Raw genomic sequence first — 15,810 nt, forward strand, 5'->3', positions numbered from 1 at the left:
GTATCGCTTGTGCTTCAGGTCACTCGGCTACTTGGTGGCCTTGTCGTAGATCTGCGCCACCGAACCGGTGTTCGCGGTGAACAGATCCTTGTCCACGGCCTTCCAGCCGCCGAGGTCGGCGATGGTCCACTGCTTCTGCGGGGTCGGGAAGTCCTTGGCGAACTCGGCGAAGACCTTCGGGTCGACCGGGCGGAAACCGGCAGTGGCCCAAGCCTTCTGGCCCGCCGGGGTGTACAGGAAGTCACGGAAGGCGGTGGCCTTGGCGGCGTTCTTGCTGTTCTTGAGGACCGCGACCGGGTTCTCGATCTTGAAGGTGACCGGCGGGATCACATGCTCGATCGGATCGCCGTTGCGCTCGGAGAAGATGGCCTCGTTCTCGTAGCTCAGCAGCACGTCACCGGTGCCCTGCAGGAACGTCTCGGTGGCCTCACGACCCGACTTCGGCTGCACCTTCACGTGATCGCGGGTGATCAGCTGCGCCAGGTAGTCCAGACCGGCCTGCGGGTTCTTGCCACCCTCGCTCTTGGCGGCGTACGGCGCGAGCAGGTTCCACTTGGCCGAACCCGAGGAGAACGGGTTGGGGGTCACGACCTCGACACCCGGCTTGAGCAGGTCGTCCCAATCCTTGATGCCCTTGGGGTTGCCCTTGCGGACCGCGATGACCACGACCGAGCCGAACGGAATTCCCTTGTTGGCGTCCGCATTCCAGCTCGCGTCGACCAGACCGGCATCCACCAGGCGGGTGACGTCGGGTTCGACCGAGAAGTTCACGACGTCCGCTTCCGCGCCGTCCTTGACCTTGCGGGACTGATCGCCCGAGGCGCCGTAGGAGGCCTGGAACTGCACGCCCTTACCGGCATCGGTCTTGTTGAACTCCGGGATCACCTTGTCGAAGCCCGGCTTCGGGACCGCGTAGGCGTACAGGTTCAGGGTGCCGCCGGAGCCGTCCGCGGCGCCCTTGTCGGAGGTATCGCTCGCGCCGCCACCGCACGCGGTGAGCACGGTGGCTGCGACCGCGGTCAGGGCGACGGCGATAGATCGGCGAGAAAGCCGGGAGTTGCGAGACATCGGGTGGACCTTTCGAGAAACCCGCCGGGTGTACACCGGGGAGGCGGGACAGAGGTGATGCCGTAGACCCGTCGTTGAGAAGCGACGGTGGCGCTGCGGTCCGAGAATGAGATCGGGAACCGCCTGGGATCCGGGAACTACTGCGAAAGGTGCGCGCGCCAGTCTACTTCAGACATGCAGCGGTGCCCGGTCGGCAATCAGCGACAGTGAATGTCCGCGACCACGAGGCAGCCCACAGCGATCAACGCCAATTCATGGCGGACCTGGGGCACAACACTCGACGACACGCGGCAGACTGTAGCAGAGCGGCCGGTACGGCCGCGAATCACTGTGAATATGCACACGGGGGATTTACCTATGACGAGTCCTGATCGAGTTCGCCGGGAGTTCCCCGGCATTTCGACCCGCGCCTGGGAGCATCCGGCCGACCGCACCGCACTGGTCACGCTGCGCTCGCTCTCGGGTTTCGACGTCCTGCTGCGCACGCTGTCCGGGCTGCTCGCCGAACGCCAGCATCGGCTGCTGTACCTGGCCACCGCGGTGCGCGTGGATGAGCGGCAGTTCAAGAACATCCACCACCTGCGCGCGGACGCGGTGCGCATCCTGGACGCCAAGACCACCCCGGAGCTGTTCGTGCTCCAGGATCCCCAGGCCAATGCCTTCACCATCGGCATGGACCGGCCGTTCATCGTGCTCACCACCGGACTGCTGGATCTGCTCGATCCCGAGGAGCTGCGCTTCGTGGTCGGGCATGAGCTCGGGCACGCGCTGTCCGGGCACGCGGTGTACCGGACCATGCTCATGCATCTGATGAATCTGGCCGCGGGCATCGGCTGGGTTCCGGTGGGCGGCTGGGCATTACGCGCGATCATCGCGGCATTGATGGAGTGGAGCCGCAAATCCGAACTGTCCGGTGACCGCGCGGGCCTGCTGTGCGGACAGGATGTGGACGCCTCGGTGCGCGTGCACATGAAGCTGGCGGGCGGCTCACGGGTGGATCAGATGAGCCACGCGGCATTCCTGGCACAGGCCGATGCCTACGACCGCGCGGGCGATCTCCGCGACGGGGTGCTCAAACTGCTGAATCTGGAATTGCAGACGCACCCGTTCTCGGTGCTGCGCGCGGCCGAACTGCGGCGCTGGATCACCAGCGGTGAATACGACCGGATCCTGTCCGGGCAGTATCCGCTGCGCGAGCACGACCGGAACGTGAAGATCAGCGATCAGGTCAAGGAGGCGGCGCGGACGTACCGGCAGAACTTCGATCAGTCCGAGGATCCGCTGATCCGCACCGTGCGCAACCTCGGACGCGATGTCGGATCCGCGGTCGGCACGGTGGGTCAGGAAGTGAGCGAAACGGTTTCGAAGATCGGGAAGCGTTTCAGCGAATGGCGGGACGGGGAGAACAACAACTGACGGGGTTTCCGGGACGGCCCGGAAACCCCACACGGATGGTTACTCTTCGCCCTCGACAACGGGCGGGGCTTCCAGGATGTCGAGAATCCACTCTTCGGTGGCGCTCTCGGCATCCTCCTCATCGGGGCGGATGCGATTGACGAGGCGAACGCCCAGGCCGAGCAGCTGCGCCGCCTTCACCATTTCGATGGCCTCATCGGGGCCAGCGAGGTGAGTGGCGATCAGGCGCGGCTCGTCCTCGAAATCCTCCTCGGACAGCAACGTCTCCAGTTCCAAGCCTTCATCGGTTGACATGGTGCAGCAGCGTACGCGCAGCATCCGACAATGCGGGTCACAAGTGCCGATTCACCCGATGAACAGCCGACCAACTCAGCGCGCGAAAAACCAAGCGACGATGACGAGTACGAGTAGCGCGATCAGAGCGAGCTGAACACGAGAGCGGGGCATCAGGCGGCTTCCTTACGCATGCGACGCGGCTGCGCGGCGGGCGCCGCGGCCTCCTGTGCGGCCACCCGATCACGGCCCAGCGCGCGCAGCGCAACCCGCAGCACGCGATCCAGTACGTAGGCGATGGCGAAACAAACCGGCACCATGGCGGCCAGCACCACGGCGAACTGGGGAACGAACGGCAGGCCGGCCACCCAGAGTTCGACGCCGTCCCACCATCCTGCGATCCGATGCACGACATCAGCCTAGGCCGAACACGCGATGGTGGACGATTCGGGCTGATTGGACAGAAGATATGTACATGGAGTCCTACGACGAACCGGAGTCCGACACCAGGCCGCTGGGCAGCGAGACCGGCCCGCTGGGCGGCGATTCGCTGGATCCACCACGCGATTCGACCGATCGGCCCGATGCCCCGCTCAATGACGGATTCCTGCCCTCGGCGACGGGGACCGGCCACTATTCGCCGTTCCCGCCCATCGACGATTACGCGTTCCTGTCCGATTGCGAGACCAACTGCCTCATCGCCCGCAATGGTTCGGTGGAGTGGATGTGCGTGCCGCGACCGGACTCCCCCAGCATTTTCGGGTCCATGCTGGACCGCAGCGCCGGACACTTCCGGATCGGGCCGTACGGGCGCAATGTGCCCGCCGCACGGCGCTATCTGCCCGGCGGGCTGATCGTGGAGACCACCTGGCAAACCGAGACCGGCTGGCTCATCGTGCGCGATGCCCTGGTGCTCGGGCCGTGGCACAACAATCGCTCGCGCAGCCGCTCGCACAAGCGCACCCCGATGGACTGGGACGCCGAGCACATGCTGCTGCGCACGGTGAAATGCGTGAACGGCGTGGTCGAGCTGGAAATGAGCTGTGAGCCCGCCTTCGACTATCACCTGGGCGCGGCCAATTGGGAGTACAGCGGTGACGTGTACGAACAGGCCACCGCCTCGAGCGAGCGCGAGGGCTGCCCATCCCTGACCCTGACCACCGATCTGCGGCTCGGACTGGAGGGGCGTGAGGCCCGGGCGCGGACCCGGATGAAAGAGGGCGATCAGGTCTTCGTAGCGCTGTCCTGGTCGGATCTGGAGCCGCCCAAGACATTCGAGGAAGCCGCCGAGAAGATGTGGACCACCACCGAGGCGTGGCGGCAGTGGATCACGCTGGGGCGCTTCCCGGATCATCCGTGGCGCGGGTATCTCCAGCGCAGCGCGCTGACGCTGAAGGGGCTCACCTACGCGCCGACCGGCGCGCTGATGGCGGCGGCCACCACCTCGCTGCCGGAAACCCCCGGCGGGGAACGCAATTGGGACTACCGGTACACCTGGGTGCGCGATTCCACCTTCGCGCTGTGGGGCCTGTACACGCTCGGCCTGGATCGCGAGGCCGATGATTTCTTCGCGTTCCTGCACGATGTCACCACCGAGGGAAACGGGAAAGCCCTTCCGCTCCAAGTGCTTTACGGCATCGGCGGCGAGCGCGAGATCACCGAATCCGAGCTCTCGCACCTGTCCGGATACGACGGGGCGCGGCCGGTGCGCATCGGCAATGGCGCCTACAACCAGGAGCAGCACGATATCTGGGGCACCATCCTGGATTCGGTGTACCTGCACGTGAAATCGCGCCAGCAGGTGCCGGAGACGCTGTGGCCCATGCTGGAACGACAGGTGCAGGCGGCAATCGAGAACTGGCGCAACCCGGATCGCGGTATCTGGGAGGTGCGCGGGGAACCGCAGCACTTCACCTGCTCCAAGGTGATGTGCTGGGTGGCGCTGGACCGCGGCGCGAAACTCGCGGAGTGGCATGGTGAATTCGACTACGCCAAGAAGTGGCACGACATCGCCGATGAGATCCGGCAGGACGTGCTCGACAATGGCGTGAACTCGGCCGGGGTCTTCACCCAGACCTACGGCAGCGACAATCTGGACGCCTCACTGCTGCTGGTGGGTCTGCTGCGCTTCCTGCCGCCGACCGACCATCGGGTGCGCGCCACCGTGCTCGCCATCGCCGACGAACTCACCGAGAACGGGCTGGTGCTGCGCTACCGCACCGACACCACCGATGACGGATTGTCCGGCGAGGAGGGCTCTTTCACCATCTGCTCGTTCTGGCTGGTGTCCGCGCTGGTGGAGATCGGCGAACTGGCGCGCGGCCGCCAACTCTGCGAACGCCTGCTCGGCTACGCCAGCCCGCTCAAGCTCTACGCCGAGGAGATCGACACCCGCACCGGCCGCCACCTCGGCAACTTCCCCCAGGCCTTCACCCATCTGGCGCTGATCAACGCGGTCATGCACGTCATCCGCGCCGAGGAGACCCACCACTCCGGCCAGTTCAACCCGGCGCACCCCGGCCGATCGTAGGAAGCCCCGTCAGTACGCCTGGCTCTGACCGCCGTGGGCGTCGGCGCGCTCGCGGAGGTCGTGCAGGCGCACGAGGGATGATTCGATTTCGGTGAGGCGCTGTTCGCGGCGTGCGCCCGAGTGCACGGCGGCGGCCTCCTCGGCGGCGCGCAGTGAGGCGTCCACCGAACGCAGTGTCTCGTTGGCGATTTCGGTGAAGTGGTCGCGCAGGTTGCGCTGCACCGCGCGCAGGCGGTAGCGCGATTCCTTGCTGACCTGGAAGATCACATCGTCCATGAGGCGCGCGACCGCGACCTTGGCCTCGGCCTGACGGCGCTGCTTGCGCGATTTGCGGTCGTCCCACAGCGCATTCACGCCGAGCAGTACGCCCGCACCGGCGGAGTACCAGTTCACCAGGGACATGCCGAGCAGGCTGGTGGCCAGGCCGACCATCAGGACGCCGCCGTAGGAACCGCGCAGCATATTCAGGAATTGTTGCGCCACAGCGGGTTTGGCACTGTCCAGCTTGTCCAGCGAGGTGACCGGCTCCAGCACCTCGCCGACCTCACCCGGATTGTCCAGGCGCAGTTCGGGTGTCGGGATACCGCGGTCCGGGAACTTGGCCGCCACCTGTTCGGCCAGCTCCACCGAGCGGTAGTGCGCGATGACGAAGTTCTCCTCCACCGCCTCACAGATCTTGGCATCGAGGTCGGCGCCGAAATCGCCCCAGCGGCGGGCCGGATCGCGCTTCATGATGTCGGCCTCGGCATCGCGGATCAGACTCCGGAGCCGGTGCCGCAGATCATGTTCGGTATCCGCCATCAGCTCACCCGCACCGTCGGCGAGGGTGACCTGCCAATTCGCGGTGCGCTGGCGCAGCTGTTCGGCTTCCTCGCGGGTGCGCCGCAGCTGTTCGGTGATGACGCCGTAGCGGCGCGGATCGCGCAGCGTCTCGGCCTCGGTGCGCAGCGCGAGCGCGAGATGGTCGCTGATGAGCCCGATATCGCGCACCGCGGCATCGGCGGCGACGGCATCGGCATTGCCGAGCACATAGCCGCGCAGATGGTCGAGCAATTGCGGCACACCGGATTCCAGGTCCATCTGCTGATCGCCGGTGGCGCGGGCGTGCTCGTGCAGCCGCGCCGAGGCGGGCGCGACGGCGAAGGCCAGTCCGGCGGCGTCGAGCAGTCGCCGGTCGTGCTGCTGCACCTCGGGCCACTGCGGATACTGATCGATCTTGTTGAGCACGCAGACGACCGTCGGGCACACCTGCTGAATGCGTTGCAGCTGCCCGATCTGCCCGGCGGTGAACGGCCGGGCGGCATCGGCCACGTAGAGCACGGCGTCGGCGACAGCCAGCAGCGACCAGGTGGCCGGGGTGTCCGCGGGCGATCCGGGCGCGTCCAGCAGTACGAAGCCCTCCGCCAGAAGCGCACTGGGCTCGGTGAATTCGGCCCGCAGCACACCACCGGCGGTCATTTCGTCGACCGCCTGGCGCGGATCGACGGACTGCCGTTCGGCCACCCCGCCGCCGCTGCCCGCGCGCACCAGGGTGGCGCTGGAATGCGGTCCGTACTCGGCGATCACCGGCACGCTGGCGGTGCTGTCGGTCGCGCTCACCGGCGCGCCGATCAGGCTGTTGACCAGCGTGCTCATTCCGCTCTTGGACTCACCGACCACGACCAGGCGCACCCGGGGATCGGACAGCCGGGCGCGCGCGATGCCCAGCCGTCCGGCCAGATCGGCGCGGCCGGCGGCGTGCACCGGCTCGAGCAGCTCGTCGAGCAGCCCGAGCAGCGGGCCCATGGTGTCCGGATTCTTCACTGCGACAAGGCGTTCGACACCGCTCACAGCAGCGTATGGTCGAACGCGGCATGCACCGGGAAGTGGCTGTCGGTCAGGGTGGCGTCCGGGATGAGATGGGTGCCGAGTCCCCCGTCATGCATCAGGTAGACCGGATGCAGGGCGGAATCGTCGGCGATCGGCATCAGGTGCTGACCCGAATCATTCACCTCGGCAATGGGTTTCGCCGGCTTGGGGGCATCCTGCGGTTTGGGCGGATTGGTCTGGGGTTGCCCGGTCGGCACGGCGGGCACGGTGGCGACCGGCGGATCCAGCGTGACCGGCGGGACGGTCGGCGCGACCGTCGGCACGGTCCCATCCGAACTCGGATGAGCCGGATTGGTCACCGGCGGCTGATGCGTCGGAACGGAATCGCTCGGCGGCGTGACGGTCGGCGGGGTGCTGTGACCATCGCTGTCACCGCCCGTATTCGGCCGGGTGGTGCCGGTATCGGGATCGGTGGTGACCGGCGGGACCGTGGTGTGCGGTGCGGTCGTATGCGGCGCGGTGGTGGTCGGCAGCGTGATGCCGGGCAGCTTGGTCGCGGCCGGATCGGTGATGCCCGGGATCTTGGTGGTCGGCACCGACGGCACGGTGGTGAGCGCGGGATCGGTCTTGGGCGGCACGCTGATCTTGGGCACCGTGGTGCCGGGCTCGGTGGTCACCGGCGCGGGCTTGGCGATCGTGCTCACATCCGGGTGACCGCCATTGGCGAGCAGCACCGGATGATTGCCGTGATGCTCGAACAGCGCGGGCGCCTGCGCCGCCGAGGCGTACAGCGGCGACTGGCTCGGCGTGGTGAGCAGATTCGCGATGGGATGCTGTGCGGCATCGGGCTGAATCGTGGTCTGCAACGGGGTCGCGACCACGGGCTGGGCCACCGCTACCGGAGCCACCACGACGGGGGCGACCACCGGAACCACCGGGGCGACCACGATCGGAGCCGCCGGAGCGACCGGGGACGCGATCGGCGCGGGCGCGGCCGGGGCAACGTAGGTGGGCGCGGGCGCACCCGTTCCGCCACCGGGCAGACCGAAGGAGGAACCGGGAGTCGCACCGGGGGCAGCGCCACCCGAACCACCCAGCGGCGCACCACTTCCGGGGCCGTGCGAGCCGTAACCCGTTCCGTGCGAACCGGTTCCGCCACCGTGCGCCCCGGGCGCACCGATACCCGCACCCGGCGCACCGGCCCCGGGACCGTGCGGGTCGGCGCCCGGCACCTGCGCGCCCGGCACACCACTGTGCGGTCCGGGAGTCGCGCCGTGCGGGTCGGTGGCCGCCGCGGTCTGCGAATTAGGTTGCTGGCCGGGCAGATTCGCGCCGGTGGTCTGCGTGCCCGCGTTTACGGCATCACTGCCCCAGGGCGCGGAACCGGCGGGCAGCGGATTGCCGTTCGGATCGATGCCGTTCGGAATATGCCCGATGCCCTGGCCCATATCCTGGGTGAACTGGTCGAGCTGATGGCCGACATTGCCGACGCCGATATTGACCTGCAAATTCGATTCGAAGTGCACGCCGTCCAGGCCGACATGCATGTTCACGGCCCAGTTGGTATCGATCGCGATGCCGATGGGGCCGTCGCCGATACCGTCGAAAATGCCGCCGTGCGAACCACTTCCGATCGGATCACCGGCACCGGGCAGGTTCCCCATCCCGGGTAGGTGACCGTCCGCGCCGGGTAGTTTGAATCCGCCGGGGATCTGCCAACCGTGCCCGGCATCGCCGCCCGGCATCTGCCAGCCGAAACCGCCACCGCCGTCCGCGCCCGGGATATGCCAGCCCGAACCGTCCGCGCCGGGCAGCTGCCAGCCAGAACCGTCGGCGCCGGGGATCTGCCAACCACCACCGGAGCCATCGGTATCGGGAAGATGCCAGCCGCCGTCCGAGCCGCCGGTATCGGGGAGTTGCCATTCCGAATCGCCGGTGCCCGGCTGCTGCGGATCCCACGGCTGGTTCGAGTCGACCGGTCCGCCGCCGTTCGGCAGCTCGTATCCGGGCCGCTGCTGATAGTCGGGCAGCCGGAAGGACAGCGGCAGATCGGTGTCGGGGATGCCGACGCCGTTGAATCCGGACATGCTGGTATCGGCGGAGGGCTGTGAGCCGTAATCGGCCGGAAGCAGTCCGGCGTCGGTGCCGTAGTGCTGATTGTCCTGCAACGCGGTCGGCAGAATGCCGGTGGGCAGGTGCGCGGGCGGGAGTTGATCGGCGGTCAGGTCCGGGAAGGTGAGGGTGGGGCTGGGCACGTCCGGCTGCGGATCGTTGGCCTGCTGCCAGCTCACATTGCGACTGTCGTGGTCGATGGCCGGAGCCGGGCCGTCACCGCTGCGGGTCCCCGCGGAGGCGATGAGCGCTCCGCCTGTCACGTACGCGCCAGCCCTCGCCGTGCGCGCCACACCGTTGGCGATTTGGTACGCGGTATCGCCCGCGTAGTCGTCGCCCGCCCCGGATGCGTCGTCGTCGATAGGCCGCTCACGCGTCATACAGGCTCCCGCTCTCAAGGATCGGCGGTCCGCCGCTGGCGGACCGCCGTCTTCAAACTCGTTTCACACCCTATTTCCGGATACCCGGTCTGTCACATCCACCAGGTAGGAGCCGGTGTGTACAGCCGTGCGACACATAGCTTGTCACCCTGCATATCAGGACGGAAGCCCCAGAATCCTCCTGCAAAGCCAACCCTTGGTCCGACCGGCAGATGACCTCGGAAATCGCACGCCCACTGCCCAACTCGAACTTCGCAAACCTCGCATGACAAGCCTTGCACCGCGAGCCTTCACCGGCCGAGCCTCTTGCTCGCGGTGGCTTCCCAACACCCCCACAGCACAGTGCCCCGCTGCCGTCAGGCAGCGGGGCACTGAGTGTTTCTCTCGACTCCGAGAGTTACTTCTTGGTCTTGCTGTCCGAGGCCGAATCGGTGGACAGCGCCGCCACGAAGGCTTCCTGCGGGACCTCGACGCGGCCGATGGTCTTCATCCGCTTCTTGCCTTCCTTCTGCTTCTCCAGCAGTTTGCGCTTGCGGCTGATGTCACCGCCGTAGCACTTGGCCAGCACGTCCTTGCGGATGGCGCGAATGTTCTCGCGCGCGATGACCTTGGATCCGATGGCGGCCTGAATCGGCACCTCGAACTGCTGACGCGGAATGAGTTCGCGCAGTTTGGTGGTCATCTTGTGCCCGTAGGCCTGGGCGGCATCCTTGTGCACGATGGCCGAGAACGCGTCCACGGCCTCACCCTGCAACAGGATGTCGACCTTGACCAGCGCGGCGGCCTGCTCGCCCGCCTCCTCGTAATCGAGTGAGGCATAGCCGCGGGTGCGCGACTTCAGCGAATCGAAGAAGTCGAAGATGATCTCCGCCATGGGCAGCGTGTACCGCATCTCCACGCGGGTCTCGGACAGGTAGTCCATGCCCAGCAGTTCACCGCGGCGGGACTGGCACAGTTCCATGATGGTGCCGATGAATTCGCTCGGCGCGATCACGGTGCACTTGGTGATGGGTTCGTAGATCTCCTTCACCTTGCCCTCGGGCCAGTACGAGGGGTTGGTGACGACGTGTTCGGTGCCGTCCTCCATGACCACCCGGTAGATCACGTTGGGCGCGGTGGAGATCAGGTCGAGCCCGAATTCGCGTTCGAGGCGCTCGCGGGTGATCTCCATGTGCAGCAGTCCGAGGAAGCCGCAGCGGAAGCCGAAGCCCAGGGCCACCGAGGTTTCCGGCACATAGGTGAGCGCGGCGTCGTTGAGCTGGAGCTTGTCGAGCGCGTCACGCAGGTTCGGGTAGTCCGAGCCGTCGACCGGGTAGAGCCCGGAGTAGACCATGGGCCGCGGTTCGCGGTATCCGGTCAGCGCCTCGGTCGCGCCGTCGCGGGCGCTGGTGATGGTGTCACCGACCTTGGACTGACGGACGTCCTTCACACCGGTGATGAGGTAACCCACCTCGCCGACGCCCAGGCCCTGGGTGGGCTTGGGTTCGGGTGACACGATGCCGATTTCGAGCAGTTCGTGGGTGGCCCCGGTGGACATCATCTTGATCTTCTGCCGCGGGGTGAGCTTGCCGTCCACCACACGCACGTAGGTGACGACGCCGCGATAGGTGTCGTACACCGAGTCGAAGATCATGGCGCGCGCCGGGGCGTCGGCCTGGCCGACGGGCGGCGGCACCACGCGCACGGCCTCATTGAGCAGTTCGGCCACGCCGACGCCGGTCTTACCGGAGACCCGCAGCACATCCTCGGGCTCGCAGCCCACGATGTGCGCGATCTCGGCGGCGTAGCGATCGGGGTCCGCGGCCGGCAGGTCGATCTTGTTCAGTACCGGAATGACCGTGAGGTCCTTGTCCATCGCCAGATACAGATTGGCGAGCGTCTGCGCCTCGATGCCCTGTGCGGCATCGACCAGCAGGATCGCGCCCTCACAGGCTTCCAGCGCGCGCGACACCTCATAGGTGAAGTCGACGTGCCCCGGCGTATCGATCAGGTGCAGGACATAGTCCTCACCGTCGACCTGCCACGGCAGCCGCACATTCTGCGCCTTGATGGTGATACCGCGTTCCCGCTCGATATCCATCCGGTCCAGGTACTGCGCGCGCATGGCCCGCTCCTCGACCACACCGGTGAGTTGCAGCATGCGATCGGCCAGGGTGGATTTCCCGTGGTCGATGTGGGCGATGATGCAGAAGTTCCTGATCTTGGACGGATCAGTGAACGTCGTATCGGCGAAACTGCTAATCGGAGTCACTCCTCGGCATGGCAAACCAGCGGCATGTCAACCCCGAAGTCTACGGTGCGTGCCGGGGTGCATCGCGCCCCGGCTCGACCGTTGCCTACCCGGCGCTGCCGGTGAGCAGATCAGAGCTGCCGCTGCTCGGCAGTGTGGTGACATTGACGTCGGCCGCCCGGGAGGTGAGCACCGAACCGTCGGCGGCGCGCTGTTGGGCCACGATGTGGTGGGTTCCCAGCGTTTTCGGATACCAGGTGATTCCGACCCAGCACGAGCCGGGGCACGGCGCGGTCTCGTCGATGATGCGCTTGGGCGTCATCGGACTCCCCGAGATGACCGTGCCGTTGTCGAGGAACCACACCGGGCCCAGGTCATCGGTGAACGCGTCCAGCACGAAAGTGCCCGGAGTCTGGTAGCTCTCATGATTGATCGTGAGGTTGTTCACGGTCGCCGAGGCGTTCGGCGCGGCCAGCGTGAGTACGGACACGGTTGCGGCCACCACCCCGGACAGGCTCGCGAATCGTTTGGTCATCACGCAATTCCCCTTATGTGAAACATGTTGATTTCGAACCGTCGGACGGTACCGCGAAATCCCCGTACGCACAGGCGAATCCGGCCCGGATGAGAACCGGGCGCGACGCCACTATGCTCCCCGCATGGCTGGCAGGTGGAACGCGCTGGGGAAGCAGTTGGGGATCGTGGCTAAGGAACAGGGTTCTCATCTGGTGAAGCAGCAGGGACCGAAGTTGATCGAGCGGGTGGCCGGGTCCTCGGTGTGGGGGCGGGCGGCACGCGCGATCTCGCCCAAGCCCGCGCCGGTGAAGGTGCGGCCGACCTCGTCGGCGGGGGTGCCGTCGCGGGAGCGCGCGCGGCAGATCGTGTACAGCCCGCAGCTGGACGGGCGCGCCGATCCGGGCGAAATCGTATGGACCTGGGTGCCTTACGAGGAGGATCCGAACAATGGCAAGGACCGGCCGGTGCTGGTGGTCGGGCGCGAGCGCGGCACGCTGCTGGGATTGATGCTTTCCTCCAATGAGGATCACGAGCATCATCCCAACTGGGTCGGTATCGGACCGGGCGCGTGGGACCACGCGGGGCGCTCCAGCTGGGTGCGTTTGGATCGGGTGCTCGATGTGCCGGAGGACGGTATCCGGCGCGAGGGTGCGATCGTGCCGCGCAAGATCTTCGACCGCGTCGCGCATCGGCTGTGCGCCGAATACCACTGGCATTAGCCGATATTTATCGCAGGGTATTGACGAGACCGGTCGGTAAACGGACACTCTGTCCGTGCGGGCGGGAGAAGTGTTCGCGGGCTTTCGGATTGAACGCAAGCTCGGTGCGGGCGGTATGGGTTCGGTCTACTTGGCGCGCCATCCGCGACTACCCCGGCAGATCGCGCTCAAGGTGCTCTCGGACACCAGTAGTTCGGACGACGAGTTCCGGGCGCGCTTCCTGCGCGAGGCCGAACTCGCCGCCCGCCTGGCGCACCCCAACGTGGTGGCGATTCTCGACCGCGGGGTGCAAGACGAATCCCTGTGGATCGCAATGCAGTTCGTCGAGGGCGCGGATGCCGCCGACCTGCTGCGCGAGTTCCCGGCGGGCCTGCCGCCCGAGCGCGCGGTGCACGTGGTCACCGAGGCGGCGCGCGGATTGGACGCCGCGCACGCGGCCGGACTACTGCACCGGGATGTCAAACCCGCCAATATCCTGGTCTCCCCCGAGCCGGACGGCCCGGATCGGGTGCTGGTCACCGATTTCGGAATCGCCCGCGCCATCGGCGAATCCACCGAACTGACCGCCGCCGGTGAGGTGCTCGCGACGGTGGCGTACGCGGCTCCCGAGCAGCTGCGCGGCGAAACCCTGGACCATCGCGTCGATATCTACGCGCTCGGCGCGACCCTGTACCAATTGGTCACCGGCGGCAAACCTTTCCCGCACGAGACGGCCGTCGCGGTGATGCAGGCGCATCTCATGGAGCCGCCGCCGCGCCCCAGCGATATCGTGCCCGGACTGCCGAAACAGTTCGATCGGGTGATCGCGCGGGCGATGGCGAAGGAGCAGGACCAGCGCTATCAGAGCTGCGGCGCGCTCGCCGAGGCCGCGGGCGCGGCGCTGCGGGGCGAAACCGTCGCGCCCGTCCCGCATCCGGCGGGGTACCGCAAACGCCTGCTGTCGGGAGCGGTCGCCGCCGTCGCGCTGGTGCTCGCCATCGCGGCCACGGCCTTCGTGCTCGGCACCAACCATCCCGAGAAGCACTCCCCCGCAACCACTTCCGCGGCTCCGATCGCCGATGAGAGCGGCCCGTGGGGCGTGGCCGGATTCGCCGTCGCGGCCTTCCCGAAACTGCTGCCGCACTCCCCCACGAGCAGCGGCTTCCACGGTCTGTGGTGTCAGGCCAAGGATGACAATGGCAACTCCGTACCGCTGGACGTGCGCCGGGACCAAGTCTGGCTGGAGTGCAGCAGCGACGGCGATCCGGTGGACGTGCTGTCGGTGAATTGCATTACCAGCCGCCTGAATTGGCCGGATATCCCCTACTCCGGCGTCTCCGCGGGCACCCGGCCGTGGACGCGCGGCAATGGCTCGGGCCGTGTCATGTGGGGTGACAGCACCGTCGGCGGCAAGCCCAAGGGCAATCTGCGCGTCGCCTTCGATGACGCGGCCCGGAACTTCTGCGTCGTGGATCTTTACAGTCTGACCGTCTCCGGCCAGGCCCTACTCGATACCTGGTGGCCGGATGCTCCGATCTGACCGATCCGGCCGAGTGACGCTCGGCGCGCTCGCCTTCCTCGTGATCGGGATGCTGATCGCCGTACTGCTGTGGGGTGCGCGCACCGTGCCCGGTCGGGCAACCTCCGCCGATATCGACCTGAGCACACTGGATTTCGGTGAATTCGGCGCGGAATCGATTACCGAACCCCGCAATGACAAGGATAAATACAGTCGCCTGATCGAGTCGGCACGCATGTCCGAGGCAATCGCGGATCCGCGCGAGGTGGACGCGTCACTGGTTCCGAAGCTGCCGGTTCCGCTGTCGCGGGCGGCCGACACCACCGGCATCCTGGCCGATGTTGCGGTGCCGATTCTCAGCAGATACGGCATGCTGGCGGGCTATTCGGTGGCCGGGTGCCCACCGAAGAACTGCCCCACCTTCAACCGTCCGTGGTCGGTGCGCACCACGGTGCTGCGACTTCCGGACGATGCCGCCGCCAAGAGCGCGGCCACCGAGATCGAGGCGGCGGATTTCGCCCTGAATCCCGCCAACGCGCCGGTCACTCTTCCGGAATATCCCGGAGTGCAAGGACATTGGCGGCCGAACGTTCCCACCCTCGGGATGATGCTCGCGCACGGGCCGTTCGTCGTGGCCATCTTCGTCACCTTCCCGTCCCCCGATCTGGGCGAACTGAGCAGGCTCGCCGCCAAGGCGATCGCCGTCGAACTACCTCGCCTGGATCGATTCCAGCCCACCCCGGTCGCGGATCTGCCCAAGCTGCGCTTCGATCCGGACGGCATGCTGCGGCGGATGGTGCACACCACGCGCGGTGAATGGTCGTACCCCTACATCACCAAGTTCCAGCCGAACGCCATCGCGGGCGATGGCTACTACATGGAGCCGAGCGGACTCGTCTTCGGCCCCATCGGTTCCCGGCAGACCCTGCCCGGAGCGAGCGAGGCGGCCGGTATCGCCGACGATGCCATCGAGAGCACCGCCACCCTCGACCGCGACTGGCTGTTCCGGTTGCGCGACGCCGGAGCCGCTCGCCGCCTGGCCAAGTCCGAATCCGCGTACGGGCAGATGCAGACCCCGATGGCCGATCCGCCTGTCCCGGACGCGAAATGCCTTCGGCACGAACAGATCGTGCCGGTCTACTACTGCGTCGTCCAGGACGGCCGCTATGTGGCGGTGGTGAACGCGACCGATGAGAAGACGGTTCATCAGCGGGCCGCCGCACAGTACGCGCTGCTGGTGCGGAACCGGTAGGGCTCGC

The 15,810-nt window shown here is 67.1% G+C and carries 13 protein-coding genes; 5 read left to right on the plus strand and 8 right to left on the minus strand.

The genetic code is table 11. The annotated features are described in order from the left end of the window. Nucleotides 1-27: 27 nt before the first annotated feature. On the minus strand, nucleotides 28-1,068 hold the full coding sequence (locus tag ACFVUS_RS14115; RefSeq protein WP_387764968.1) for a sulfate ABC transporter substrate-binding protein: 1,041 nt from the start codon (nucleotides 1,066-1,068) through the stop codon (nucleotides 28-30). 197 nt (nucleotides 1,069-1,265) lie between these two features. Beyond that, nucleotides 1,266-1,355 carry an Ms4533A family Cys-rich leader peptide gene (locus ACFVUS_RS14120; protein WP_324192512.1) on the minus strand — a complete coding sequence of 30 codons (90 nt, stop codon included), beginning with the start codon at nucleotides 1,353-1,355 and terminating at the stop codon, nucleotides 1,266-1,268. A 70-nt stretch (nucleotides 1,356-1,425) separates the two neighbouring features. Here ACFVUS_RS14120 and ACFVUS_RS14125 point away from each other — a divergent pair, with 70 nt between their 5' ends. Next, nucleotides 1,426-2,484: a M48 family metallopeptidase gene (locus tag ACFVUS_RS14125; protein WP_387764970.1), complete on the plus strand. Its 1,059-nt coding sequence runs from the start codon at nucleotides 1,426-1,428 to the stop codon at nucleotides 2,482-2,484. A gap of 39 nt (nucleotides 2,485-2,523) precedes the next feature. Here ACFVUS_RS14125 and ACFVUS_RS14130 read toward each other — a convergent pair whose 3' ends face one another. Beyond that, nucleotides 2,524-2,778 (minus strand): hypothetical protein, encoded by a 255-nt coding sequence (locus tag ACFVUS_RS14130; protein WP_387764972.1) that lies wholly within the window; start codon nucleotides 2,776-2,778, stop codon nucleotides 2,524-2,526. Nucleotides 2,779-2,930: 152 nt separating this feature from the next. Continuing rightward, complete coding sequence (locus ACFVUS_RS14135; protein WP_364629863.1) at nucleotides 2,931-3,167, minus strand: hypothetical protein; 237 nt, start codon at nucleotides 3,165-3,167, stop codon at nucleotides 2,931-2,933. A 65-nt stretch (nucleotides 3,168-3,232) separates the two neighbouring features. On the opposite strand from ACFVUS_RS14135, the gene ACFVUS_RS14140 reads away from it, so the two are divergent. Next, a complete protein-coding gene (locus ACFVUS_RS14140; RefSeq protein ID WP_387764975.1) occupies nucleotides 3,233-5,287 on the plus strand; it encodes a glycoside hydrolase family 15 protein in 2,055 nt (684 codons plus the stop codon). A gap of 9 nt (nucleotides 5,288-5,296) precedes the next feature. Here ACFVUS_RS14140 and ACFVUS_RS14145 read toward each other — a convergent pair whose 3' ends face one another. The 4 genes from ACFVUS_RS14145 to ACFVUS_RS14160 all read right to left on the minus strand — a co-directional run bounded on the left by ACFVUS_RS14145 (nucleotide 5,297) and on the right by ACFVUS_RS14160 (nucleotide 12,353). Beyond that, a complete protein-coding gene (locus ACFVUS_RS14145; protein ID WP_387764977.1) occupies nucleotides 5,297-7,117 on the minus strand; it encodes a hypothetical protein in 1,821 nt (606 codons plus the stop codon). Then, a complete protein-coding gene (locus ACFVUS_RS14150; protein WP_387764979.1) occupies nucleotides 7,114-9,588 on the minus strand; it encodes a hypothetical protein in 2,475 nt (824 codons plus the stop codon). Before ACFVUS_RS14150 ends, ACFVUS_RS14145 begins: the two co-directional genes overlap by 4 nt. A 397-nt stretch (nucleotides 9,589-9,985) precedes the next feature. Continuing rightward, nucleotides 9,986-11,839: a translation elongation factor 4 gene (lepA, locus tag ACFVUS_RS14155; RefSeq protein ID WP_387764981.1), complete on the minus strand. Its 1,854-nt coding sequence runs from the start codon at nucleotides 11,837-11,839 to the stop codon at nucleotides 9,986-9,988. A gap of 85 nt (nucleotides 11,840-11,924) precedes the next feature. Then, nucleotides 11,925-12,353 (minus strand): hypothetical protein, encoded by a 429-nt coding sequence (locus tag ACFVUS_RS14160; RefSeq protein ID WP_387764983.1) that lies wholly within the window; start codon nucleotides 12,351-12,353, stop codon nucleotides 11,925-11,927. A gap of 124 nt (nucleotides 12,354-12,477) precedes the next feature. On the opposite strand from ACFVUS_RS14160, the gene ACFVUS_RS14165 reads away from it, so the two are divergent. From ACFVUS_RS14165 to ACFVUS_RS14175, 3 genes are read left to right on the plus strand one after another with little or no spacing between them, the layout of a single operon-like run. After that, nucleotides 12,478-13,053, plus strand: a complete 576-nt coding sequence (locus tag ACFVUS_RS14165; protein WP_375955094.1) for a type II toxin-antitoxin system PemK/MazF family toxin — start codon at nucleotides 12,478-12,480, stop codon at nucleotides 13,051-13,053. A gap of 55 nt (nucleotides 13,054-13,108) precedes the next feature. Then, nucleotides 13,109-14,572: a serine/threonine-protein kinase gene (locus ACFVUS_RS14170; RefSeq protein ID WP_387764986.1), complete on the plus strand. Its 1,464-nt coding sequence runs from the start codon at nucleotides 13,109-13,111 to the stop codon at nucleotides 14,570-14,572. Beyond that, complete coding sequence (locus tag ACFVUS_RS14175) at nucleotides 14,559-15,803, plus strand: hypothetical protein (RefSeq protein ID WP_387764988.1); 1,245 nt, start codon at nucleotides 14,559-14,561, stop codon at nucleotides 15,801-15,803. Before ACFVUS_RS14170 ends, ACFVUS_RS14175 begins: the two co-directional genes overlap by 14 nt. The last annotated feature ends 7 nt before the right edge of the window (nucleotides 15,804-15,810 follow it).

It is taken from the genome of Nocardia sp. NPDC058058, assembly GCF_042885355.1.
Classification (GTDB): Bacteria; Actinomycetota; Actinomycetes; order Mycobacteriales; family Mycobacteriaceae; genus Nocardia.